21 protein-coding genes are annotated in these 23,788 nt (G+C 60.9%); 14 read left to right on the forward strand and 7 right to left on the reverse strand.

The window, feature by feature from the left end; all coding sequences use genetic code 11:
• Positions 1–2 precede the first annotated feature (2 nt).
• From AC5ZGW_RS23030 to AC5ZGW_RS23045, 4 genes are read left to right on the forward strand one after another with little or no spacing between them, the layout of a single operon-like run.
• The gene (locus AC5ZGW_RS23030) at positions 3–3,290 is read left to right on the forward strand and encodes an efflux RND transporter permease subunit (RefSeq protein ID WP_130225928.1); all 3,288 of its coding nucleotides are present in this window, start codon (positions 3–5) and stop codon (positions 3,288–3,290) included.
• A gap of 1 nt (position 3,291) precedes the next feature.
• Positions 3,292–4,839 carry an efflux transporter outer membrane subunit gene (locus tag AC5ZGW_RS23035; protein WP_130225929.1) on the forward strand — a complete coding sequence of 516 codons (1,548 nt, stop codon included), beginning with the start codon at positions 3,292–3,294 and terminating at the stop codon, positions 4,837–4,839.
• Positions 4,840–4,894: 55 nt separating this feature from the next.
• Positions 4,895–5,191: a hypothetical protein gene (locus AC5ZGW_RS23040; RefSeq protein ID WP_130225930.1), complete on the forward strand. Its 297-nt coding sequence runs from the start codon at positions 4,895–4,897 to the stop codon at positions 5,189–5,191.
• Between the two features lie 8 nt (positions 5,192–5,199).
• Entirely contained in the window at positions 5,200–5,517 is a 318-nt protein-coding gene (locus tag AC5ZGW_RS23045; RefSeq protein WP_130225931.1) for a BA14K family protein, read from the forward strand.
• Between the two features lie 123 nt (positions 5,518–5,640).
• Here AC5ZGW_RS23045 and AC5ZGW_RS23050 read toward each other — a convergent pair whose 3' ends face one another.
• A complete protein-coding gene (locus tag AC5ZGW_RS23050) occupies positions 5,641–6,006 on the reverse strand; it encodes a hypothetical protein (RefSeq protein ID WP_130225932.1) in 366 nt (121 codons plus the stop codon).
• Between the two features lie 296 nt (positions 6,007–6,302).
• On the opposite strand from AC5ZGW_RS23050, the gene AC5ZGW_RS23055 reads away from it, so the two are divergent.
• The 5 genes from AC5ZGW_RS23055 to AC5ZGW_RS23075 all read left to right on the forward strand — a co-directional run bounded on the left by AC5ZGW_RS23055 (position 6,303) and on the right by AC5ZGW_RS23075 (position 11,294).
• On the forward strand, positions 6,303–6,605 hold the full coding sequence (locus tag AC5ZGW_RS23055) for a BA14K family protein (protein WP_130225933.1): 303 nt from the start codon (positions 6,303–6,305) through the stop codon (positions 6,603–6,605).
• A gap of 228 nt (positions 6,606–6,833) precedes the next feature.
• Entirely contained in the window at positions 6,834–7,898 is a 1,065-nt protein-coding gene (locus tag AC5ZGW_RS23060) for a ketopantoate reductase family protein (protein ID WP_130225934.1), read from the forward strand.
• 563 nt (positions 7,899–8,461) lie between these two features.
• On the forward strand, positions 8,462–9,664 hold the full coding sequence (locus AC5ZGW_RS23065; RefSeq protein WP_130225935.1) for an MFS transporter: 1,203 nt from the start codon (positions 8,462–8,464) through the stop codon (positions 9,662–9,664).
• 309 nt (positions 9,665–9,973) lie between these two features.
• A complete protein-coding gene (locus AC5ZGW_RS23070) occupies positions 9,974–10,750 on the forward strand; it encodes an alpha/beta fold hydrolase (RefSeq protein WP_130225956.1) in 777 nt (258 codons plus the stop codon).
• A gap of 118 nt (positions 10,751–10,868) precedes the next feature.
• On the forward strand, positions 10,869–11,294 hold the full coding sequence (locus AC5ZGW_RS23075; protein ID WP_130225936.1) for an OsmC family protein: 426 nt from the start codon (positions 10,869–10,871) through the stop codon (positions 11,292–11,294).
• A gap of 637 nt (positions 11,295–11,931) precedes the next feature.
• Here the strand turns inward: AC5ZGW_RS23075 and AC5ZGW_RS23080 are convergent.
• The 6 genes from AC5ZGW_RS23080 to AC5ZGW_RS23105 form a co-directional block, all read right to left on the reverse strand.
• Positions 11,932–12,414 (reverse strand): cupin domain-containing protein, encoded by a 483-nt coding sequence (locus AC5ZGW_RS23080; RefSeq protein WP_245474711.1) that lies wholly within the window; start codon positions 12,412–12,414, stop codon positions 11,932–11,934.
• A 101-nt stretch (positions 12,415–12,515) separates the two neighbouring features.
• Positions 12,516–12,947, reverse strand: coding sequence for a cupin domain-containing protein (locus tag AC5ZGW_RS23085; protein WP_130225937.1), 432 nt, complete (start codon positions 12,945–12,947; stop codon positions 12,516–12,518).
• Between the two features lie 82 nt (positions 12,948–13,029).
• Complete coding sequence (locus AC5ZGW_RS23090; protein WP_130225938.1) at positions 13,030–14,439, reverse strand: amidase; 1,410 nt, start codon at positions 14,437–14,439, stop codon at positions 13,030–13,032.
• A 77-nt stretch (positions 14,440–14,516) separates the two neighbouring features.
• Complete coding sequence (locus AC5ZGW_RS23095) at positions 14,517–15,800, reverse strand: YbfB/YjiJ family MFS transporter (protein WP_130225939.1); 1,284 nt, start codon at positions 15,798–15,800, stop codon at positions 14,517–14,519.
• 20 nt (positions 15,801–15,820) lie between these two features.
• Complete coding sequence (locus tag AC5ZGW_RS23100; protein WP_130225940.1) at positions 15,821–16,318, reverse strand: DUF302 domain-containing protein; 498 nt, start codon at positions 16,316–16,318, stop codon at positions 15,821–15,823.
• 26 nt (positions 16,319–16,344) lie between these two features.
• Positions 16,345–16,803: a MarR family winged helix-turn-helix transcriptional regulator gene (locus tag AC5ZGW_RS23105; protein WP_165435209.1), complete on the reverse strand. Its 459-nt coding sequence runs from the start codon at positions 16,801–16,803 to the stop codon at positions 16,345–16,347.
• A 1,048-nt stretch (positions 16,804–17,851) separates the two neighbouring features.
• On the opposite strand from AC5ZGW_RS23105, the gene AC5ZGW_RS23110 reads away from it, so the two are divergent.
• The 5 genes from AC5ZGW_RS23110 (at position 17,852) to AC5ZGW_RS23130 (ending at position 23,538) form a co-directional block, all read left to right on the forward strand.
• Positions 17,852–18,622: an alpha/beta fold hydrolase gene (locus tag AC5ZGW_RS23110; protein WP_349645074.1), complete on the forward strand. Its 771-nt coding sequence runs from the start codon at positions 17,852–17,854 to the stop codon at positions 18,620–18,622.
• A 332-nt stretch (positions 18,623–18,954) separates the two neighbouring features.
• On the forward strand, positions 18,955–20,223 hold the full coding sequence (locus AC5ZGW_RS23115) for a tyrosine-type recombinase/integrase (RefSeq protein WP_130225943.1): 1,269 nt from the start codon (positions 18,955–18,957) through the stop codon (positions 20,221–20,223).
• A gap of 29 nt (positions 20,224–20,252) precedes the next feature.
• Positions 20,253–20,867 carry a hypothetical protein gene (locus tag AC5ZGW_RS23120; RefSeq protein WP_130225944.1) on the forward strand — a complete coding sequence of 205 codons (615 nt, stop codon included), beginning with the start codon at positions 20,253–20,255 and terminating at the stop codon, positions 20,865–20,867.
• A 527-nt stretch (positions 20,868–21,394) separates the two neighbouring features.
• Entirely contained in the window at positions 21,395–21,997 is a 603-nt protein-coding gene (locus AC5ZGW_RS23125; protein ID WP_130225945.1) for a hypothetical protein, read from the forward strand.
• Positions 21,994–23,538 carry a primase-helicase family protein gene (locus AC5ZGW_RS23130; protein WP_130225946.1) on the forward strand — a complete coding sequence of 515 codons (1,545 nt, stop codon included), beginning with the start codon at positions 21,994–21,996 and terminating at the stop codon, positions 23,536–23,538. The genes AC5ZGW_RS23125 and AC5ZGW_RS23130 overlap by 4 nt, the downstream gene beginning before the upstream one ends.
• Positions 23,539–23,788 lie beyond the last annotated feature (250 nt).

The following is a 23,788-nucleotide window of genomic DNA, read 5'->3' on the forward strand; positions in this document are numbered from 1 at the left end:
CCATGGACCCGTCAACGCCCTTCATCCGCCGGCCGGTTGCGACCACACTGCTGACCTTCGGGCTTGCGGCGGCGGGCGTGGTGGCGTTCTTCAAGCTGCCGGTCTCGCCGCTGCCGCAGGTCGACTTCCCGACCATCTCGGTGCAGGCGACGCTGCCGGGCGCGAGCCCCGAGGACGTCGCGACCACGGTCGCAAGCCCGCTCGAGCGCCATCTCGGCCAGATCGCCGACGTCACCGAGATGACCTCGCAAAGCACAGTGGGCTCGACGCGCATCACCCTGCAATTCGGTCTGAACCGCGACATCAACGGCGCGGCGCGCGACGTGCAGGCCGCGATCAACGCCGCCCGCGCCGACCTTCCGACCAGCCTGCGCAGCAATCCGACCTACCGCAAGGTCAATCCCGCCGACGCGCCGATCCTGATCCTGACGCTGACGTCCGATACGCTGACTCGCGGCGACCTCTACGACGCCGCCTCCACCGTGCTGGCGCAAAAGCTCTCGCAGGTCGAGGGGATCGGCGAGGTCATTGTCGGCGGCAGCTCGCTGCCGGCGGTACGCGTCGACCTGGTTCCGCAGGCGCTCTACAAATACGGCATCGGGCTCGAGGACGTGCGCGCCGCGCTCGCCAGCGCCAATGCGCATAGCCCCAAGGGCGGGATCGACGTCGGCGAGCGGCGCTACCAGATCTATGCCAACGACCAGGCCAACAAGGCCGACGACTACAAGTCAATGGTCATCGCCTATCGCAATGGCGCGGCCGTGCATCTCTCCGATGTCGGAGAGGTCACCGATTCCGTGGAGAACCTGCGCAACGCCGGCCTCGCCAACGGCAAGCCCGCCGTCCTGATCATCCTGTACCGGCAGCCGAATGCCAACATCATCAGCACGGTCGATCTGGTCAAGGCGCTGATGCCCCAGCTCAAGGCTTCGGTCTCGCCCGCGATCGACATCGATCTGGCGGTCGACCGCTCGACCACCATCCGCACCTCGCTGCATGACGTCGAGCGGACCCTGGTGCTAGCCGTGCTGCTGGTGATCCTCGTGGTGTTCTCGTTCCTCCGCAACGCCCGCGCGACGTTGATCCCTGTGGTCGCGGTCTCGGTGTCGCTGGTCGCGACCTTCGGCGTCATGTATCTGGTCGGCTACAGCCTCGATAATTTGTCGCTGATGGCGCTGACGGTGGCGACCGGCTTTGTCGTCGACGACGCCATCGTCGTGCTCGAAAACGTCACCCGCTATATCGAGCACGGGATGTCGCCGTTTGAGGCAGCGCTGAAGGGCTCGGGCGAGGTCGGCTTCACCGTGCTCTCGATGAGCATCTCGCTGATCGCGGTGTTCATCCCGATCCTCTTGATGGGCGGCATCGTCGGCCGGCTGTTCCGCGAATTCGCGATGACGATCTCGATCTCGATCCTGATCTCGCTTGCGGTCTCGCTCGCGACCACGCCGATGATGTGCTCGGTGCTGCTGCGCCGGGAAAGCAACCAGGTCCACGGCTGGCTCTATCGCGCCAGCGAGCGCTTCTTCGAAGCGATGCTCGGCTTCTATCGGCGGACGCTCTCGGCCGCCCTCGCGCACCCGAGATCGGTAATGCTGATCCTCGCCGCGGTGCTGGGGCTCAACTTCTATCTCTACGGCGTGATCCCCAAGGGCTTCTTCCCTCAGCAGGACACCGGACGGCTGGTCGGCTCGATCCAGGCGGATCAGAGCATTTCGTTCCAGTTGATGCAGCAGAAGCTGACGCAGTTCGTCACCATCATCAAGCACGATCCCGCGGTGGACGCCGTCGTCGGCTTCACCGGCAGCAACCAGACCAATTCCGGCTTCGTTTTCGTCTCGCTGCGCCCGCTCGAGCAGCGCAAGGTCGGCGCCGACCAGGTGATCGCGCGGTTGCGGCGCGAGCTCGCCACCGTGCCCGGGGCAACCCTGTTTCTGCAGTCGGTGCAGGACATCCGCGTCGGCGGGCGGCTATCCAGCGCACAGTACCAGTACACGCTGCAGAGCCCGGCGCTGGAAGAGCTCAACGAATGGACACCGAAGATTACGGCGGCGCTGCAGCGCGAGTCCAACCTCGCCGACGTCAACAGCGATCAGCAGGACAAGGGGCTCGAATCCAATCTGGTCATCGATCGCGACGCCGCGGCGCGGCTCGGGATCACCGTCAGCCAGATCGACAACACGCTCTATGACGCGTTCGGCCAGCGCCAGGTCTCGACCATCTATGTCGCGCGCAACCAGTATCACGTGATCATGGAGGTAGCACCGCGCTACTGGCAGAATCCGGAGACGCTCAAGGATGTCTACATCAGCACCTCCGGCGGATCGGTCGGCGGCTCGCAGGCAACCAACGCGGTGGCGGGAACAGTAGTGACGCCGGGAACATCTGTTACCGCCAACTCGGCCAACGCACAAGCCGCGCGCAATCTTGCGACCAATTCGATCGGGTCGACCGGCAAAGGCGTGGCCTCGACCGGCGCGGCGGTCAGCACCAGCAGCGAAACGATGATTCCGCTTTCGGCGGTCGCGCATTTCGGTCGGGGCGCAACACCGCTCTCCGTCAATCATCAGGGACTTCTCGTCGCCAACACGATCTCCTTCAACCTGCCTCCCAACGTGTCGCTCGGCACCGCCGTCAGCACCATCGAGGCCACCATGAACCGGATCGGCGTGCCCGCGACGATCCGCGGCACCTTCCAGGGCACGGCAAAGGTCTTCCAGGATTCGCTCAGCAATCAGCCGCTGCTCATCCTGGCCGCCTTGGTAACCATCTACATCGTGCTCGGTGTGCTCTATGAGAGCTACATCCATCCCCTGACCATCCTCTCGACGCTGCCGTCGGCCGGCGTGGGCGCGCTGCTGGCGCTGATCGCGTTCCGCACCGAGTTCAGCATCATGGCGCTGATCGGCGTGATCCTGCTGATCGGCATCGTGAAGAAGAACGCGATCATGATGATCGACTTTGCACTTGACGCCGAGCGCAAGCGCGGCCTCGATCCGCTCGATGCCATCCGCGAGGCCTGCCTGCTCCGGTTCCGCCCGATCATGATGACGACCATGGCCGCACTGCTCGGCGCGGTGCCGCTTGCCGTCGGAATGGGCGAAGGCGGCGAATTGCGCCAACCGCTCGGCATCGCCATCGTCGGCGGTCTCATCCTGAGCCAGATGCTGACACTTTATTCGACACCTGTGATCTATTTGTATCTGGACAGGTTCCGGCTCTGGGGCCAACGTCGAAGGGGCAACACGCCTCCCAACCTGCCCAAGCCCTCACTGCAGCCAGGCGAGTGAGATGTCGAAATCCTCGGTACTACGAGTCCGACACCGAAGTCTGGCCCGGGCGATCTTGCCGTGGGGAGACGGTCGCACCCGCGCGATTTCCGCGTTGATCGTACTGGCGTTCGGCCCCGGCCTGTCCGGCTGCATCCTGGGATCGGAACGGCCCGAGCTCAATCTCGAAGTGCCGGAGAAATATCGCGCGGCAAGTTCGGCGGGTCCTGACGCCGCGCTCCCGGTCCTGGACTGGTGGCGCGGCTTCGGCTCCGGCGAACTGACGTCACTAATGGACGCGACGCAGATCAACAATCTCGACATTGCAGTCGCGATCGCCCAGGTCGTGCAGGCCGACGCCCAGGTCGGCGTGGCTGGTTCGCCGCTATTGCCGTCCCTGACCGGAGCAGCCAGCGCCGAGCGCGCGCATTTCGGCTCCACAAGCAGCGCCATCAGCAGCGGCAGCAACCTTGGCGGGGGCGTCACCGGGACCGGAGGCGGACGTGGCGGCGGGAGTTCGAACTTCTCACAATTCAGCACCAGCCTCACTGCGAGCTACATGCTCGACTTCTGGGGCAAGAACCAGGCAGCGCTCCATGCAGCGGAAGAGAGCGCGACAGCCTCCCGATATAATCGCGAGGTGGTCACGCTGACCGCGATCGTCACGGTGGCCAACACGTATTTCCAGATTCTGGCGGCGCAGGACCAGTTGCGGGTGACGCGCGAGAACCTCGCAGCGGCCGAGCGAATCCTAGCGCTGATCAGGACGCAGTTTGCCGGCGGAACAGCCTCGCAGCTCGACGTTTCGCAACAGGAGGCGCTGACAGGAACGCAGCGGGCGGCGATTCCTCCTCTCGAAGTCACCATCGGTCAGAACATTGCCGCGCTCGCCGTCCTTGTTGGACGAGCGCCGGCGAATTTCTCGGTGCGGGGCGGATCGACCAGCCGCATCAAAGTGCCTCGGGTAACCCCCGGCCTGCCATCGGAACTGCTTTACCAACGGCCGGACATTCGCCAGGCGGAGGCGCTGCTTGCGGCATCGAACTTCAGCGTCGAGCAGGCTCGCGCGGCCTTCTTTCCGCAGATCCAACTCACCGGCACCGGCGGATTCCAGAGCAGCGCGCTGGCCTCGCTGTTCACGCCGGGGGCGGCGTTCTCCACCCTCACGGCCAGCCTCACCCAGCCGATCTTCGATGGCTTCCTGCTCGAGAGCCAGTTGAAGCAGGCCAAAGGCGTGCAGCTTCAGGACCTGCAGGCCTATCGCAAGGCGGTTCTGTCGGCATTCTCCGACGTCGAGAAGGCGCTCGTCGCGTTGCAGAAGTTCACGCTCCAGGAGCGGCTGCAAGCGCAGGTCGTTGCGAGTTCGCGAACGGCGTTCGATGTGGCGGAAAAGCAGTTGCGGGGCGGCACGATCAATCTGATTACGGTCCTGCAGGCCGAACAGACGCTCTTCACCGCGGAGATCACGTTGGTTCAGGTGCGGCTCTCGAAATTATTGGCGGCGACCAGTCTGTTTCAGGCGCTCGGCGGCGGCTGGACGCCGGCCGGGACGCTGGTCTCGCTACAATGATGTCCGCCTTCGCCGCATTGGCTTGCGTTTGCCCTGCCTCAAATGGGTGTCTCGGATGAAGAACACCGGCTTGCTCGTGATGGCGCTCGCTCTGGCAGCACTCGAAGCAACGTCCGTCGCTGCACAGCAGAGCGCACCCTCGCTTCGGTTCGGGATGAAGCCCGATGAGGTCGCGCGCACGCTCGGCGTGCCTTTGACCTTTATGCGAGGCCGCCCCGGCAACGAACTTTACCTGGCACTGCCGAATGTCAAGGGAAGCGCATTGTCGAGCCGGAGCGACGGGCTCTATCTGCAGTTTCGTCGCGGAAAGCTTGCGGGTTGGAAGGGCGACTGGGGCACGATCCGGCCATAGGAAAGCCAATGGGTAGATTGAAGATCGCAATTTGCGCGACGATCCTGGCAGCGCCCGCTATCTCGCCGGGATCAGCGACCGAGTTTGGGTATCGCGCCATCCGATACGGCCAGACGAGCGGCTGGTTCTATGACAACCGCAACGACAATCGCGACTTCCCGACCAATGGCGTATTTCCCGGCAATTTTGCCGCGCAACCCACCGTCGCGTGGATCGGCGCCGCAGGCTTCCTCGGGAGCATGCCTCAGCGCTCAGCTTCTCCCTATCCATCGCAAGTCGTGTTCGGCACCGCCAGCCGCAGCAGACGATCGGCCCCGAAGAAGTGACGTCACCTCAGCGGTCGAGGTAACGCCGTCTCGCGTCACTTCAACGACGCGCGAGGTTCGCGCGTCGTTACATTGGAGCGGCACAGTGGCTTTCAAGCAAAGCCGCTCAACTGCAGCTTTCACTTAGTTGTAACCGCTGGTGCCGGCTGACGAACCGCCGAATTGAGAATCGCCGGTACCGCTCAACGTGGTCGGACCATCCGGATTTCCGTTCGGATTGCCGTAGTTCGGATGCAACATGACGGATGGAACTGCCTCTCTGTATATCGGATAGCTCCTGACCATCGGTTCATGACGCGCCGTATTGGCAAAAGCGTACGTGCTTGAGAGCATGGACGCGGCGACCAATGCTACCATTGCGACTTTCATGGCTTTGTCCTTTCGAGTGGTGACATACGGAACGTTACACAAAGAAAGGTGGGATTCTTTTTCGCCGCCCCCACTAAATTCGCGTTTAGCGATGCCGCGCAAACCAGCATAAACAATCAATCGCTACTGACATGGCGTTAAAGCGATTCACTCGCGTTTCGCTGCTTCGTGATGACGTCGCCGCCGCGTATCCGGTTGGCGATCTCTCACGCTCCCGCCGTCAACTCGAGTTGAGAATCGTAAAGCAGAATTTAGTGGGATGCGCGCGCAGGCCACTTAGATCTTGAATCGAAAGATCCGAGCATTCGGACAACCCAATACGAAAAACTCGCGTTTGACCGCGCACCGCCTGACGGTGCGTCACGCGGGATCGCGCGCGCCGATCGGGTTTTCGTATCGACCGATGGAGAATTTCGATGACCTCACTCAAGATCCTCGCGGCCGCCGCGCTGCTGTCGGCAGCAGCCGCAACACCAGTATTTGCTCAGGCCGCCATCCAGGAGCCCGGACTGTACGCGTTCTATCATCCCAATGCAGACATCCTGAACGGCGGCGCGCCCACGCCCGCGGCCAGGCTGGAATCGGGACCACCTTCTGTTCTGCAATACTATAACGAAGAGGACAGCGGCATCGGCACCTGCGCGCAGCGCCACCGCTCGTACAGTCCCGCGACCGGCACATTCCTTGGCCGTGACGGCCACCACTATCGGTGCGAATGATGCAAGCTGAAGGAGAGACTTCTTTTGCGGACTGAAAGCGCGAAGCGCTGTGTGATTGTAATGCTCGTCAATTGGCGATAGAGAGGTATGCTCCTTGCCCGAAGAGGCCGTCCCCGTCTGATGTAAAGGTCCGGCCTGCGCCGTTCCTTCGCCCAAGCGGATACCCGACGAAAATTCGAGACTGGCTTGGGTTGGGGGCGTTGGAGGAAAACCTTTGGGAGAGGGAGCATGGCGCGCAACGTTCTGATCCTTGGAGCCTCGTATGGCTCATTGCTCGCGACGAAGCTGCTGATGGCCGGTCACAACGTGACCTTGGTTTGTCGCAAGAAGACCGCAGAGCTCATCAATCGCGACGGCACCGAAGTTCGCATCAAGCTGCGTGACGAGCCGACGCACCGCTCGATCTTTTCGCGTGATCTGCCCGGGACCCTGGACGCGACACCGCCTGCAGACGTCGACCTCTCCCGTTACGATCTGGTTGGCCTTGCCATGCAGGAGCCGCAATACACCAACCACACGATCCGGGTTCTGATGATCAAGATCGCCGAGGCGAAGCTGCCTTGCCTTTCGATCATGAACATGCCGCCCTTGCCCTATCTCAAACGGATTCCGGCGCTGGCGGAGATGGACCTCGAAGAAGCCTATACCAATGCGCAGGTATGGGAACGGTTCAAGCCGGGACTGGTTTCGCTGTGCTCGCCTGATCCGCAGGCCTTCCGCCCACCGGACGAGGCGGCGAATGTCCTTCATGTCGGCCTGCCGACAAATTTCAAGGCAGCGGCATTTGCGGATGAGGCACATAACCGGCTGCTTCGCGAGCTGGAGGCGGACATCGACGCAGTGAAGCTGGATGGCCAGGACGTTCCCGTGAAGCTCAAAGTGTTCGACTCGCTGTTCGTCCCGCTGGCCAAATGGTCGATGCTATTGACCGGCAATTACCGCTGCATCACGCCACAGGAGCCGCAATCGATCCGCGACGCGGTGCACGCCGATCTGAAGCGCTCGCAGTCGATCTATGAGCACGTCGATGGGATCGCTCGCCGACTGGGAGCCGACCCGAAGGACCAGGTGCCGTTCGAGAAATACGCCAAGGCGGCGGAAAGCCTTCTCAAACCTTCATCGGCGGCGCGCGCTGTGGCGAGCGGAGCGCCCTTCATCGAGCGGGTCGACCTGCTGGTGAAGTTGATTTCGCATCAGCTTGGCGCGCCCAATGCCGAGATCGACCGAACCGTCCAGATCGTGGATCAGAAGCTGAACGAGAAGATCGTGGAGGGCGGATCCAGCGCGCAGTGACGTGCTGCGATCGTGGTCCGCGATTGGCGTGCCATTCGGAATGGCGTACCAGATATCTACACCTTCGAAAATCCTGAAATGACTCCCCAGGGCGCTCGGTTGCCCTGACACCGCCGCTTGCTCTGTCGGTCTGGCGTGGCGCCATGAGAAGCAGGTTGATTTCACGCCGGCGACGCCTCTGCTCGCGAGCGATCCAGGACGAAGGGCAGCGTGCCCGATAGCAATGGCTTGGCCGGGACCTGACCGACATCACACAGGCATTATTTGAATCTGATGGGATGCATGTCTATTTGATCGATGTCATGTAATTCAGTGTGCCTGCTCTTGCTCAGGTGCCTCTATCCCTCAGGTCTCAACCTCCGATGAATGACGCGCGCTCCAGCCGTGCCGGACGCATGGAATACATGTGTTGCACACCACCCTCTGAACATCTTCCCACATCCGTTATGGGATTCGATCGCAGGCGGTAACCGTCAAGGATCGAGCCACCGCCATCTGATCGAGCCATTCATCCGATCAAGCCTTAGGGCGATTGAATCGGCATTCCAAAAATCGGGAAAGATATGGAAAAGCAGAATGCCGCCCCTGTAGGGACCGGCCTTGTCCTGTTCGCGTTAGCCATGGGCGGCTTTGCGATCGGCACCACTGAATTCGCAACCATGAGCCTGTTGCCCTATTTCGCGCCGGATCTGCGGATTGATGAGCCGACAGCCGGAAACGTCATCAGCATGTATGCGTTGGGCGTGGTGATCGGTGCGCCCGTGCTTGCTGTACTGACGGCTCGCTTGGCGCGTCGCAACGTCCTTTTGTTGCTGATGGCCATGTTCGCCGTCGGCAACGCGCTGAGCGCGTTCGCGCCCAGCTATCACTGGATGCTGGCGTTCCGTTTCCTGAGCGGCGTCCCGCATGGGGCCTACTTTGGCACGGCGGCCATGGTGGCAGCCTCGCTGGTGCCATTACACAAGCGGACTCAGGCCGTCGGAAAGATGTTCCTTGGCCTGACGGTTGCGACCGTGATCGGTGTCCCGCTCGCGAACTGGCTGGGTCAGGCGGCCGGCTGGCGCTGGAGCTTTGGCGTCGTCGCTGCGCTCGCCATCGCGGCCCTTTCAATGGTTGCATGGTTCGCGCCCGTCGATCACCCGGCCCCGAAGGCAAGCGCGTTGCGTGAGCTTGACGCATTGAGGCGCGGCCAAGTCTGGCTCACGCTCGCAATCGGCGCCATCGGCTTTGGCGGCCTGTTTGCGGTTTACACCTACACCGCGACGACGCTGATGGAAGTGACGCACGTTTCGCCCGCCCTCGTGCCGTTGGTGCTGTCAGCGTTCGGGCTCGGCCTGACCATCGGCAATATTGTCGTGCCACGGGTCGCCGACCGCGCAATCATGCCGACGGCGGGCGGCTTACTGATCTGGAGTTCCGCCGCGTTAGCTGTATTCCCCTGGGCAGCGTTGAACATCTGGACCATGACGATCGACGCATTTCTCATCGGTTTGGGCGGAGCGCTCGGAACTGTGCTGCAGACCCGGCTGATGGATGTGTCGGGCGAAGCCCAGGCCCTTCCGGCCGCCCTCAACCATTCGGCTTTCAACACCGCAAATGCGCTCGGCCCGTGGCTCGGCGGCCTCGCCATCTCTGCCGGCTACGGATGGACATCGACCGGCTGGGTCGGCTGCGGGCTGGCTTTGGCGGGGTTTGCCATATGGCTGCTGGCGATCGCAGTCGAGGACAAAAGCGATCGAAGCGCGCCGCGATCCGCGGATGCGTAAGATTCGTGCGCTTGACCGGCCATCGCATCGACCCGGTAACGCGTTTTCACCTCGGCAACGGCGCGGCTCGAGCTGATCACTGACTCGGCAACACCGAGCTCCGTGCGATCCCGAAATCCTTCGGTATCATGGTCAACTATCCTCACGACCACTAAAGCATCGAGAACAACCGCGAGGCGTTCGTGCGCGGCATCTTCGCCGCGCATTGGCCCGGCATCGACGCATTGATGCAGGGACCTGCTTGAGACCGCGCGGCCATTTCGCGCCATCAAGACGATCCCTCTCGTGATCAAAGGAAGCGACATCACGATGATGAACAGACGAGCTTTTTCAACCGCCCTGCTTGCCGGCGCAGCGGCCTCGCTGATCTCCACACGCGGCATGGCCGCAAACGCAACTCCGCCGAAGGCGCGCAACGTCGTGCTGGTGCATGGGCTGTTCGCCGACGGCTCGTGCTGGTCCGAGGTGATCGCGCGATTGCAGACGGCCGGCCTCAACGCGACCTCCGTGCAGAATCCGCTGACCACGCTACCCGAAGCGGTCGCATCAGCCGAGCGCGTGCTCGCTCGGCAGAACGGGCCGACGGTTCTGGTCGGCCATTCCTTCTCCGGCATGATCGTCACCGAGGCCGGCGTGCATCCGAACGTCTCGGCGCTCGTCTATGTGGCGGCGCGCGCGCCGGACGCCGGCGAGGACTACACCGCGCTCGCCAAGACCTATCCGACCCCGCCAGCAACCGCCGGCATCGTGTTCGACGGCGATGAAGGACGCCTCTCCGAGGAAGCTTTCCTGCACGATTTCGCGGGCGACCTGCCGGAGGCAAAGGCCAAGGTGCTCTATGCCGTCCAGCAGCCGTTCCACAAGGCGTTGCTCTCCGGCAAGACCACGAACGCGGCCTGGCGATCAAAGCCGAGCTACTACGCCGTCTCGACCGAGGACCGCACGATCAATCCGGACCTCGAACGATTCATGGCCAAGCGCATGGGAGCCAAGACCATTGAGGTGAAAGCGAGTCACCTGTCGCTGATCTCTCAACCTGCCGAGATCACGCAACTGATCCTGGAGGCTGCCGGCCAACGCCCATGAGGTGACCACACTTGGGATGGCCGCGCTCTCGACATGATCGAGACCGGGAAGAGACGAGCGGCGGTGCTGACGCGCTCGTAAGCTGCGGGGGATGCACAACAGGAAGGAGTAAAGACCGATGAAACGTTTCGGATCCGCCGCCTGGAATGGGAGCCTGCGCGAAGGCAAGGGCTCGGTCTCCACCGAGAGCCACGCGCTGGACAATCATCCCTACACCTTCTTCAGCCGCTACGGCGAGAAGCCGGGCACCAATCCGGAGGAGCTGTTAGGTGCCGCGCATGCCGCGTGCTTCACCATGTCATTCGTCAGGCAACTCGGTCAGGCGAATTTCGTGCCGGAGCAGGTCGACAGCAAATCAGAAATCACCATCGAGAAGGACGGGGACGGCTTTTCGATCACCTCGGCGCATCTCACCACCACGGCGAAGATACCGGGCATGGATCACGACACATTCCAGTCGATCGCCGCGAGCGCAAAAGCCGGCTGCCCCGTCTCCAAGCTGATGAAGGTCGAGATTTATTTTAGTGCCACACTCGTTTCGTGAGGCTGCATGATCGCACAACACCTCGCACCGACAGCGGTCATGCAGGGAATCGAGTGTTTGCGGTTTTGTATCGAATAACGGCGAAGCGTCCCATGCGCCCGGGCGGCAAGACGCAGCGCTTCACGACCAAGGGCGTGCGGTTGATGAAGTAGCGGGCAGGAGCCGGATGAGACCCGTTTCAGCCTGTCGCTTTCATGCCCAAAACAAAAAAGTCGAAAACAACCCCATGCACAGTAGCCGGTGCGTGGCGGCGCGACGCGGATTGCGCCTATCGTTGCCAAGCACCGAACAGAGCGTGCTACGCCTACGTCATCCATGGTCCGGTGCCGACAACGTGCGTCCCGGCACCGAAATGGCGCGCCACGGCCGATGAAGATGGGCACTACTGCTTCGCTATACCCCTATGATGCAGCGGCCGCCAACGCGATCCGGCCGGATAACCAGCCACGGACTACGATCTTGCGCTACGCCTCATGAGCGGCTGTCTTCCCGATTCCGCTGGTGGTCCGGTTACCCCTCGATAGCGGCCCTTTCGATCAATCGCAGGATCGACGTGATGGGCCACAAACGGACATGCCTACATGGCAACCGATGCGCGCCCCCACCGCGCCGCCTTTCGGCGTTACCTATTCTGCCGCTACTTGAGCACCGTGTTCGTGTGTCCCTTCTCGACGATGTCGATAACGAGCAGCCTTGTCGGCTCCTCTCCTGCATTGGCGCCAGTGTGCCAACGCCCCACCGACTCCAACACAAAGTCTCCTGACTGATACGTCTTGCTTTGACCGGTTTCGGTGTCCGTCACGCGCAAGCTTCCCGACAAGATGTAACCGTATCGTGGATACGGATGCTCGTGCTCTGGAAGGTTCGCCCCTCGGGGGATTTCGAAGATAGACGCTACCAGTTCCGCATCCTTTTGGGGCAATACGATCTTTTGCCCGCCAGACGTAGTCGTCGTCGAGAGCAATTGCTTAATGGTGACGTCCGTTTGCTGCTGCGCACAGGCCGTTGAAATAAACGATGCCAGCAATCCGACGGCCAGACATTTCAGGCTGCCGAACAGGGCAATTCTGCGCCACAGTCGGCGCGTCTTGGCGGAGATAACTCCGGAGAATCCAATCATTGTGAGCGGCTCTCAGTTTGGTGTGATAGCTCGGTAAATATTTGGGACATTGCCATCTCGGTAAGATGCGGATGCAGGTGCGGAAGCGCGCAATTACAGCGTTACGGAAGAGCTCCAACAATCTGTTGACCATTGCGCGCTGCGATCGTCGGCAGCATGTCCATATGCTGCTCGCGCGGATCCGGGATATTGTGGAGATCACGGAAGAACTCCTCGTGGCGGCGCGGCGAGGAGACCAGGATGTGCCTCGCGTCGGCCGCTCCCACGTTGGTGAATCCGTGAACAACCCCTTTGGGCACGACAACACGCGCACCGGGTACCGCGACCCCAGTCTGATCTCCCACGAGGTACTTCAATTGGCCCTCCAGGACGATAAACAGCTTGTCTTCGCCCTCGGAGATGTGGGCCGGTGCGCCGAAGCCCGGCTTGATGGTCATATCCAGCACCGTGAACGAGCTTTCGTCCGGATTGACAATTTTGGTCGTGAGACCAGCAAATTCGGTCGTTTCGAAATTCGTCGTGATGGCACGCATTGATTAAGACCTCGATTGGCTTCTGAGCTCAATAGATTGCATGAGGAATTGACGGGGGCGGGAAGATCCCGACCCTCTAGCGTTAGATGGCAGGGTGAAGGTTGCGGACGGGGCTCACTTCCTCGAGGAGCGAGGCAACCTTAAGCGCGGTCGAATCCGCGAGCCAGGCGGAGGCGATTTGTACGCCGATCGGAAGACCGTCGTGGCTTGTTCCGAACCGCATCGACAGGGCCGGCATGCCGGTCAGGCTGAACGGTGATGTCGCGCTCATCACGTGGAACGGGGAAACCGTTTCGCCATCAATCACGAGGTCAGCGAGGCCATGCTTGGTCGCGGGGAACGGGGTCACCGGGCAGAGCAGCGCATCATATCGCTGGAAATACTCGACGAAGCTGTCGCGCAGGCGCTCCACCGCCTGCTCGGCGGCGACGAAGTCGCCTATCGGCGTGTCAGGTGTTTCAAGGATCAATTTGGCATGCCTGAAGATCTGGGCCTCGTGGCCGGCGGTGACCTTCTCGAACTCGGGCCGGGTTTCCATCTGTTGGAGCTGCCAGAGCACGGTGTTGGCATCGGTCTGCTCCAGCACAGGCAACCGGACTTCCTCAACCTGGCAGCCGGCATTGTTCAGCGCATGAGCGGCGGCCTTCACGGTCGCGATAACCTCTGGATCGGTCGGTCCGAAGAAGCCCGGAGAGGCTAACCAGCCCACACGAACCTGATGGGGCGATGTCGTGCCCACCCCTGTATCGAAGCCGAGCGGGCTGATTGAGAAGCCGTCGGCACCGTCGGGTCCCGCCATCAAAGAATAAGCGAGCGCCACATCGCGAACCGAACGGGCCATCGGGCCGATGTGCCAGAAGCGACGTGGCACACGGGGCCAGTGACCTGTCATCGGCATTCGACCGTGAGTAGCTTTAAATCCAACGATACCGGTATGCGCCGCCGGGCCGCGCAATGAGATCGAGAGATCACTGCCCACGCCGAGTGGCGACATGCCAGCCGCGATGGCGGCGGATTCACCACCGCTCGATCCACCCGGGGTGTAGTCGAGGTTCCAGGGGTTGTTCGTTCGGCCCGTCAGGAAATTATCCGTTTCGATCGAGTAAGAAAATTCCGGCGGGTTCGTCTTTGCGATTAAGATGGCGCCGGCGGCCTTCAGCCTGGCTACGACGGTGGCATCGGTATCGGGCACGCGCCCTTTGAAAATGGGCGAACCGCGCTGCGTCAGCACGCCCGCCGTGTCGATTCCATCCTTGACCGTGAACGGAACGCCATGGAGAGGGCCCAATCGAGCGTCCGACTTGACCGCCGCCTCGGCTTTCTTGGCAGCGTCAAGTGCGCCATCAGCCATCGTAACAATGGCGTTTACCTTAGGATTGACTTCGGCAATACGATCGAGATGGGCCTTCATGACCTCGACCGGCGATAGCTCCCGATCGGCAACGAGTTCCGCGATGCGGCTGGCGTCCATCTGAATGATATTATCGGTCATGATCCTCATCCTGCCTTAGCTCGGTTCACTTGATTCACTTGCTGGCTGCGTACCGCTTCTCGGCTGGATGCCGATGATCAATCGCCCGCCGGCTCCGGTTGGAAAGCCGCGACGACGCTCGCCACAGCGAGGATGCCGACGGACAACCAGAGACCGGCACGAACGCCGTTCGGTCCGTCAGACAAAGCACCGCTGAGGAGTGGGCCGATGCATTGCCCGGTCCCGAACGCGATGGTCAGTGCTGCTATCGCTGCTGTCCAGGCGTGCGGTTTCGCCGCCTTCCGCACGAATGAGGTGACTGCGGCGATGACCGCGAGTACTGACCCTCCAAAAAGGATGGAGGAGAGATAGGCGCTCGTTGGTCCGTCCCAGATCAGCGGCAAGGCCGCACCGGCCGCGACCATCGCGATTGTTGCGCTTGCTCCCCAGCCACCTTTCAGGCGAGCGAGTACGGGGCCCCACGCGAACGCGGCGACAACGGCTGCTAGACCTAGGATCGCCCAGAAGGCGGTAATCGATCCGCTGTCGAAACCTTCATTGGCGCGCAAGTGCGCAATGATAAATGTGGCATAGGTGATGTATCCGGCGCCGAATAGCCCGTATGATAGTAGTTTGCGTGCCATGAAGCGGGCCGACCAGCCGCCAGCGGCGATATGAACCTTATAGGAAGGTTCGGGTGTGCGACTTAGAACCAGCGACCCGCAAATGGTCGCAGCCAAGCCTAATGCGCCAAGAGCCAACCAGCCGCCGCGCCAGCCCATGCCGGAAAGAAGCGGAGGGACTGCGAGGGCCGAGGCCGTAATGCCGATACCCGCCCCGGCAAAGTAGATGCCCAACATCGTAGGCGCGCGCGATCGAGACCCTCCTGAGGCTGCCGCAGATGTGAGTCCTGCGCCGGCGACAAAAGACACAGCTCCTGCAAGCCCAGAGACGGCTCTCAAGAGAAGCAGGCTCGTAAAGTCAGCGGTGAGACCGGCCCCGGCTATGGCCGCGGATGTCAGGAAAAGGCCCAGGGAAAATGCGGCTTTGTCGCCCGTACAACGACCAAAAGGGGCAGCTACGAGGGCCCCGATAAGATATCCAGCCGCGTTAGCGGTATTCATGGCGCCTGCGTCGGCAAAACTCCAGCCGAGATCAGCTTTCATCGATGGAAGCAACAGCGCGTAAGCGAACCGAGCGAGCCCAAGCGCAATCGCTGGGCCCATCGAAAGTCCGAAGATGACCCAGATTGGCGTCAAAAACTGCTTAGCTTCGTTATGCAGCGACGCTTCTGAGCCACTGTGACCCATTATCAAGCCTTCTCGTACCCCACTGTCGGGCTCAAGAGGTTCATCGCCGTGCGGCTTCTGATGCGTATCCACGTCTCGGCTTCTTTCGGAAATTATGCTCTTACGCCTGTCACGGCTTCGCCGAGCGCCATCAATTTCGCATCAAGCGTATAAGCTGCATCTTGGACCGCCACGTTCCGAAGCCCGCTCATGAGGCTTGATGGCTTGTTGAACACAAACCTCGTCTTCCCGTCAGAATGCTCATAGATCGCCAGTCTGACCGGCACATCGAGGCCCGCCTCGATGTCATGCCGCATCATTGTGATCGCGATCAGCGGGTTTCCGATCGTGTACATCAAAAACCGGGTCGGGCGCTCTTGCTTGCTGACCCACTCGCCGTGATCGATTGTCAGGAAACGTGTGAAGCCGCTGGGGCCCAGCACTTCACGAACTCGACGTTCGAAATCATCCTGATCACGTGAAGCTGCAGGAATTGCTGGCCAACCTAATTCTTCAAGCGTTCCGACTTGTTCCTCGAAGGCACGAACAACGTCCTGGAAGCTCCGGTAGCTGACAAAGGTGATATGCTCTACGGTGATCGGCTCGATCATGACTTTCTCCCGGATGCCATATTGACCTACTGAAAAGCTTCAGGAAGTTGCGCGCTCTCGGCGATGTCGCGCAGAGTCTCCCGCAAGCCAACCAATTGATTGTCCCCGAAGAAATGCTTGAAGTTTTCATGCGCGCCGGCCCAATAGCGCCGTCCGCGGACCACTTTATCTTTGCCGGCCTTCGTCAACTTGATGGGCCGACGGCGCCCATCCCGCTCGTCTTGGCCCAAGTCGATGTAACCGTCGCGTGCAAGGGGTCGAAGTGTTTGACCGAGCGCGGACCGCTCCATGGTCAGGATCTCAGCCAGGTCACCAACGGTTGGTGGATCAGCTGATCGTCGTTCAAGCTCCGAGAGAACGTGAAATTGAGTGACGCGCAAGCCAGTTGGCGCCATCGCTTCATCATACAGCTGCGTCAGTCGGCGAGTGGCTGCACGCATCGCGGCCACGATGCACGGGCTTTCCGAGCGAAATGAGCGTTTCACGTATCGGTTCTCCATCATGCACGCCCGGTTTACTTGAGCCGGGTCGCCGATTTGCCCTCGATTACCGTTTACGGGGATATCCCCATATCGCGCTTGAGGGCATTTAGAGGGGATATCCCCTTATTTCAAGTCAACAATGATTGAACCCGGCGTGACCAACCCTGTGGCTTCCATCCTCCGCAGCAAGGGTCCGGTATGACGCCAGGCCCACGCCGGCGAGGTCAGCTTAGATTTCCGGACGGAGAAGCGAGGCCGAGGTCGAGCCTGTGAAGGTCATGAAAATTTACCTTCAAAATCAATTGGACAATAATCGGTCCGCACTGAAACAGCGCTAGGATATGCCGACAGCATGTCCGTTCAGGGTCATTCGCGTCGGCATTGCCATGTCCGCCTTCTGGTCCGCTATCGACAATACCCGACCTTACCGACCGAGAGCTGGGTGTGGATCTCGACCGATTAGGACGGCAAGATAAAAGCGACGGTGTCGCTCTGTGCCATCCGGGGTCGTAAGTGTTTGTCTGCACATTGTTTCAGATGGCACTGCAGCGGCACCGTATGAAGCGGTCTGGTGCCGCTCGAAGCGCGAAAGCATTCAAAATCAACGTTCCGAGCGCCATCGTTCACAGCATAGCGTCTTGTTGCGCGTGCTCGGCGGGATGTCCGGCCATGATCGCATGGGAGGCCGCTGCCGATGAAGATGGGCACTATCGCTTCGCCGTGGCGCTATGATGGGGCGGCCGTTGCGCGCTCCAACCGGCAAAGCTCGCGACTCCTCACGACTTTTCCCTACGCCTTTGCGTGCGGCGGCGGGCGCGATTTCGGAGGGTGGTCCCGTTATCCCCCAGAAGGCTGCCCTTTCGATGGCTGCTCTCTCGATCTTCCCGCTATCGACGCATGGCCCCAGGGTCGATCCATTGGAACCTGCGATCGGGCCGATCGTTGCCGACAGATTAGCTGCAGCAGATCAAAGGTCGGATCAATGACGACAGCGGATTGGCCTCTTCCGGAGCGCTTCACGTTTCGGGGGCATTCGATCGCTTGGGGAGCAATGGGCGAGGGGTCGCACGCAATTTTGCTGCATGGTACGCCCTTTTCATCATCGGAGTGGCGCAGAATTGGACCCTTGCTGGCCCGACAGCGACGTGTCTTCTGCTTCGATATGCTTGGCTATGGTAGGTCCGACAAGCCCAACGGCGACGTGTCCCGTGGCGTTCAGAATGAGCTTTTCGCAGCCCTTTACGGTCATTGGGGCCTACAAGACCCGGATGTCATCGCGCACGATTTCGGTGGCTCCGCGGCGCTGCGCGCTCATTTGCTTAACGGGCTGAACTATCGATCGTTGGTGCTCATCGATCCGGTCGCAATCAGCCCGCAAGGCTCGCTGCTCGTCCAAGCCGCCAAGGAACACGAGGCGGTCTTTAGCGGCCTGCCATCCTACGTTCACGAAGCAATCCTGCGTGCCTACATCAGCGGCGCCGTTGCGAACGCGTTACGAGACGACGAGATTGAGCTGTATCTTGCACCGTGGCTGGGAGCCGAGGGCCAAAAAGCTTTTTGGCGCCAGATCGCGCAGATGGACGACAGATACTCGGAGGAGGTCGAGTGGCGATACGGCGAGATTCGCTGTCCCGTGGCCATCCTTTGGGGAGAGAAGGACGAGTGGATTCCACTTGAAGACGGTCGCGAGCTTGCCCGCCGGGTTCGAAACGCTCCCTTTCACATCGTACCCAATGCGAAGCATCTCGTGCAGGAAGACGCGCCGGAAGCAATCGTATCGACGGTACTTGGCTTCTGGCGGGGCCTGGAGAAGCGGGATTAACGTCCGCGTCGAGCTTGTCGGGTCCGCTCTCTCGGCCGTTGTCCACTACACCCGATATCTGTCCGAGACTCGTGCGCTGCCCCACTGCGACCCTCGGCGTTTGATGCGGCATTTGCCCTAGTAGGCCACGAAATCGTGCAACATCGCGGAATGGCGCGCCCGGAACGATTCGAACGTCCGACCCTCAGATTCGTAGTCAGCGCTGAGCGCTTTCGGCGCTAAGCCTCACGTTAACTCAGTCACCATCAGGAGCAGTAGCGAGGCTTGCCAATTGCTAGCGCTACACCACTTCTAGCTCGGGCATCACCAGTGCGTTCACATCAAGAGCAGTCATGAACCCTAACGAGTCCTCAGCTTCTCATGTGAGTTCTGCTTCCACATTGCTTCCAACTGCGGAAGTTATTCCGCCGCCGAAGGCAAGGCGACCACGCGTGGTAGAGCGCGGCGCCTTCACTAAGGCGACCGTCCGCAAGATCCGCTGCCCATCGGGGCAGTCTGAACAATTCTTCTGGGATGCGAACTGTCGCGGCCTGGGCATACGAGCCCTAAGGTCGGGGCGACGGTCGTGGATCTTCCAGTATAGGGACCAGCATGGCCGAACACGACGCATTGCGCTCGGCGATGTCTCCGTGGTCGGCCTGGACGATGCTCGTGAAGAGGCACGGCGAAAAGCAGCAAGTGTCGCGCATGGCGCAAACCCTTCGGTCGAACGAAAGGCAAAGCGGACCGCAGGGACGGTCTTAGAGCTAATTGGGGCTTACTTGTTGCAGGCAAAAGCCCGGCTTCGACAGCGTTCCTATAAGGAAACCGAACGCAACCTGCACATCCACGCGGCAAGCCTGCATCACGAACGCGTCGAGGCCGTGCGTCGGCGCGATATTTCCGCGGTGCTAGAACGCATCACCGAGAAATCAGGACCAATTGCCGCCAACCGTGTGCGCGCAGCGCTCAGCGCGCTGTGGAGCTGGGGCCTCAAGACAGGTCGCATTGAGGGGGACACCAATCCCGTCGCCTTCACCCTCCACCACCCCGAAAGGGCGCGCGAACGCACGCTTAGCGACATGGAAATCAGGGAGATATGGCGAGCGACCGATACCGGCGAAGATTACGCTAGCATTTTGCGATTGTGCCTTTTGACAGGGTGCCGACGTGAGGAGATTGCTGGCCTGCGTTGGAGCGAGGTCCTGGCCGACAGGATAGCGATCGGCGCAGACCGCATGAAAGGCAAGCTCGCTCACGAGGTCCCGCTGATGCCGATGATTGAAGCCGCGCTACCGGCGCGCCCGGAGAACGCAGACGGATGCGTGTTTGGCAGGCGAAAGACTGGCTTCTCTGGCTTCAGTGGTAGCAAGGAGAGGCTGGACGCCAAGCTTAGGAAGTCCGGCTTAAACATGCCGCCTTGGGGCCTCCATGACCTACGGCGAACAGTCTCAACGCGGCTACACGATGCTGGCGTCGAGCCGATCGTGATCGAGGCTCTGCTCGCGCACAAGCAGCAGGGGGTTGCTGCAGTTTACAACCGGGCTTCATTTCGTGAGGCGAAGATGTCTGCTTTGTTGCATTGGCACAAATTGCTGGCAGAGATCATCAGGTCTCACTGAAGTGCAAATTACTGTCACGGTAAACATTTATGGACTGTTCGGAAAGAACCATCGCAGACGCGGCTCAGGGAGCAGCCATTGCTGCGGAGCATTCTGAGCGGCAGCGCTCGCCGAAAGCAGTAAAGATCGGGAATTGCGCGGATGCTCATCTGACCGAAGAAAAGACCGCCTTCGCAAGCTTTCCTCTGAGGGATGAGGTTGATCCCAATGTGGTCATACCAGCGGACGTTCAGGCAAGCATCGCGCGAGGCGAAGCCGCTGTCGAGCAGACGAGCCAAGCCCCCATACGTAGAACCGAGGACTGGCGCCTCGACATTTGGACTGCTGTCACCGACCAAGACGTTCAAGACGCGCGAGATCGCCGTCTCGACAGCCTGGAAGCTGCCGGAAGAGGAAAACGCCAGCAGCCCGGAATGATAAACAGGTTGCGCGCGGTCGACGTGTTCATTCAGCGCGCGATGGCGGATGGAACGCCGTTCGCAGTAGGGCCGAACAGCCTAATGAACCGAAAGGTCCGGGAATGGCTCAATGCAAAGGCAGCCCGAACGACGGACGACAGAAAGTCCAGACGAAAGCAGATCACAGCCGGCGCGGTTCGAGCCTTGCTAAGGCAAATTAGGGCGCTTCTGTCAGGCGGCGATTAAATTCCCCCGTCCCACGTCCACCAAAGAGCGATTTATTACAGGCCCTCAACAAACATCATGAGGGCTTTCCATGTCTCTCGACACTTTAGACCCGATCTTAAGCGAGCAAGAGCTCGCTGCCTGGCTGAACACTTCCCGTCCTACCTTGCAACGCCAACGGTCCGATGGAAGTGGGCCGGAATTCGTTCAGCTCAGCGAGCGCCGGATCGGCTACCGGAAATCAGCCGTCGAGCGCTGGCTGGCATCTCGCACAGCTCGTCGGATCGGAGGTTACGGCGGTTACTCTGGGGACCAGGGGCCCCGGCTCACGCCGGCGGCCAAGATTCCCGACCCTCTCGACAATGGTTCCGGAGCGCCAATCAACTCGTTACGGCCGGGACAAAAGCCGTGTCGAGAGTCAGGGGCGAGCCATGGCTAGCTCCCGAGTCGTCGCCGCTGCGCCAGCGCAGGATGGCCGGGAAAACCTGGCGCCCAACGTTATTGCCACGGTAACTTCTAGCCCCGAAGCCGGGACGAGATCGACCGTCTTGCCGAGCTACACGGAAGCAACGGCCCCAGGCAATAGCACCGGAGTTACCGCCACGGTAACCCCACTGGCCGACTGTACCTCCCTACCTGGCCAGCCGGCGCCGGCAGTCCGACCGAGCACTATCGCGCATGTCCTCGTCCGCGGCACCTCCGTCAGCCTCGATGATGAGACGGGCAAAGCGTTCGTCACTGACTGCGCACGTAACATTGAAGGATTGCGGTCCGACTGGGAGCTCAAGGAGACGTGGGGCCTGGATGAGCACGGGTGGGCCGGGCTCGCCGAGAATGCCTCTCTCCTGGACGCCATTAAGATCGAACGGGAGCGGCGCATCCGGAGCGGCGAGGCCGCCCGCGAGGCCGCCCAGCAGCATTTCGCTCAGGCGCCATCCGTCCTCAACGAAATCCTTCACGACCAGACAGTTTCGCCACGGCACCGCATTGAAGCGGCGAAAGAGCTACGGCAGGTAGCAGGCAGCGGACTTGGAACGTCAGGTGACAGGGGAGAGAGGTTCATCATCTCGATCAGCCTGGGTGAAGACCACAAGCTACTGAAGGAATTCGACGCTCTCCCGCGCGCTCCTCAGGACGGAGAAGCGCAATGACGACAAGCCCATTCCAGTCCATCGCGGCAACCGGACTGCATCCGCACGAGCCTCGGGAAGCTGATAACGAAGCACACCCGCAGATGTCTCTGGACAGTCTGGTTGCCAGCTTACTTGCGCGGCGTGCACCAAGCTCTCCCACCATGCCGGCAGCAGCAAACTTCGAAAACACCCCGATCGTCTCGGAGGGGTGCGGGCCGGCTAGAGGCAAGGCGATGTCAGTCACGCGCCTGCCGCTGACGGGCGGCGTTTATTCCGAGAATGATGCCATAGCGCGAATGAACGAGCATTACTTCATCGGCAGGAGCAAGGGCGAGACCGCCATTTTTCGGATCAACGATGACGGATCGGCGACCGTTGTCCCCAATGAAGAGTTCAGGCTGGAAGTTCAGAATATCTTTGTCGTGCACGGCCGCGGGTCTGCGAAGCCTGTCGCCATTGAGAAATTCTGGAAAGAGAGCCCGTACCGACACGAACGGACGCTCGTCTTTAAGCCTGGCGGCGCAGCCCAACCCGGCGAATTCAATCTCTGGCGTGGGTTCGGTGTCGAGCCGCAGCAGGGCTGGCAGAAGCAACGGCGCTTTCTGCGACATCTTCTAAGGGTCATCTGCCGCCGCGACAGGGAGAAGTTCAAATACCTAATGCGCTTGTTCGCTTGGTTTGTTCAAAACCCAGACAAGCACGCGGGCGTAGTGCTGGTCTTGAAAAGCCGCCAAGAAGGTACGGGGAAGAGCACCGTTGGCCAGGTTCTGCTTGAGATTTTTGGGCAACACGGCCTTCTCGTTGATGACAAGGAGCGGTTACTCGGTCGGTTTACTGACCACCTCGAAACGACATGCTTCGTTCTAGCCGAAGAAATCCTATTCGCGGGCGATCGCAAATCGGCTGACAAAATGAAGTCGATGATCACGGGCGACAAGCTTCAGCTCGAGCGCAAATACGGGAGCTGTCGGCAGGTGCAAAACCGCATGAAGGTCGTCGCGACCACGAACCATGATCACGCCATCGTAGCCGGCACCGGTGACCGCCGCTATGTCGTTTACGACGTCGGTAGCGAGCACGCAGAAGACAAGGAATGGTTCGATGCGTTGTATCAGGACCTCGCCGACGGCGGCACCAGCGAGTTCTTATGGCTGCTGCGGAGCATAAAGCTGGAGAGCTGGCACCCTCGCATGGTGATCAGGACTGCGGAAACCAAAGAGCAGCAGCGCATGAGCGGCGACAGCGTATCGCAATGGTCGCAATCCTGCATCATCGCAGACGCAATCATCGGGGCAGATCCGGGTCCCTACTTCGACCTTAGAGCTTTGATTTCATTCCCAGACCTCCTGAACGCCTACACGGGGTTCTGTAAGCAGACTGGTCAACGCGCCGTCGGGCCTGAGGTCTTCGGCAGGGCGTGCGCTGAAATGTTCGGCCCACGAAGCCGGCTACCTGCTGGCGCCGGCGGAGCCGGAACCAACAAGCGGCCTTGGGGCTACTACGTGCCGACGGCCCAGAACTGGCAATTGGAGGTGGATAGGCGCTTGGGCGTCAAGTGAGCAAGCAGCGACGTTTGCCGAATATTGCGTCCGCTCACGTCTCACCTGTCCCACCTAACTGGCCCAGCCTCCGCACGCAAAGACGGCACGCAAATAAGGGTTTGTCTCAGTTGTCCCAGTTGTCTCAGTAAATTCGGCATGAGTTGAGAGATGGAGACGAAATTCGGCGAGCAGAGGCGTTGTGCGCGCCCAGCCGCGCTTGCTGGGACAGGTGAGACAAATGCCGCTGCCACGCGGATTTCAAGGTGAG

Source organism: Bradyrhizobium sp. Crot121 (assembly GCF_059512385.1).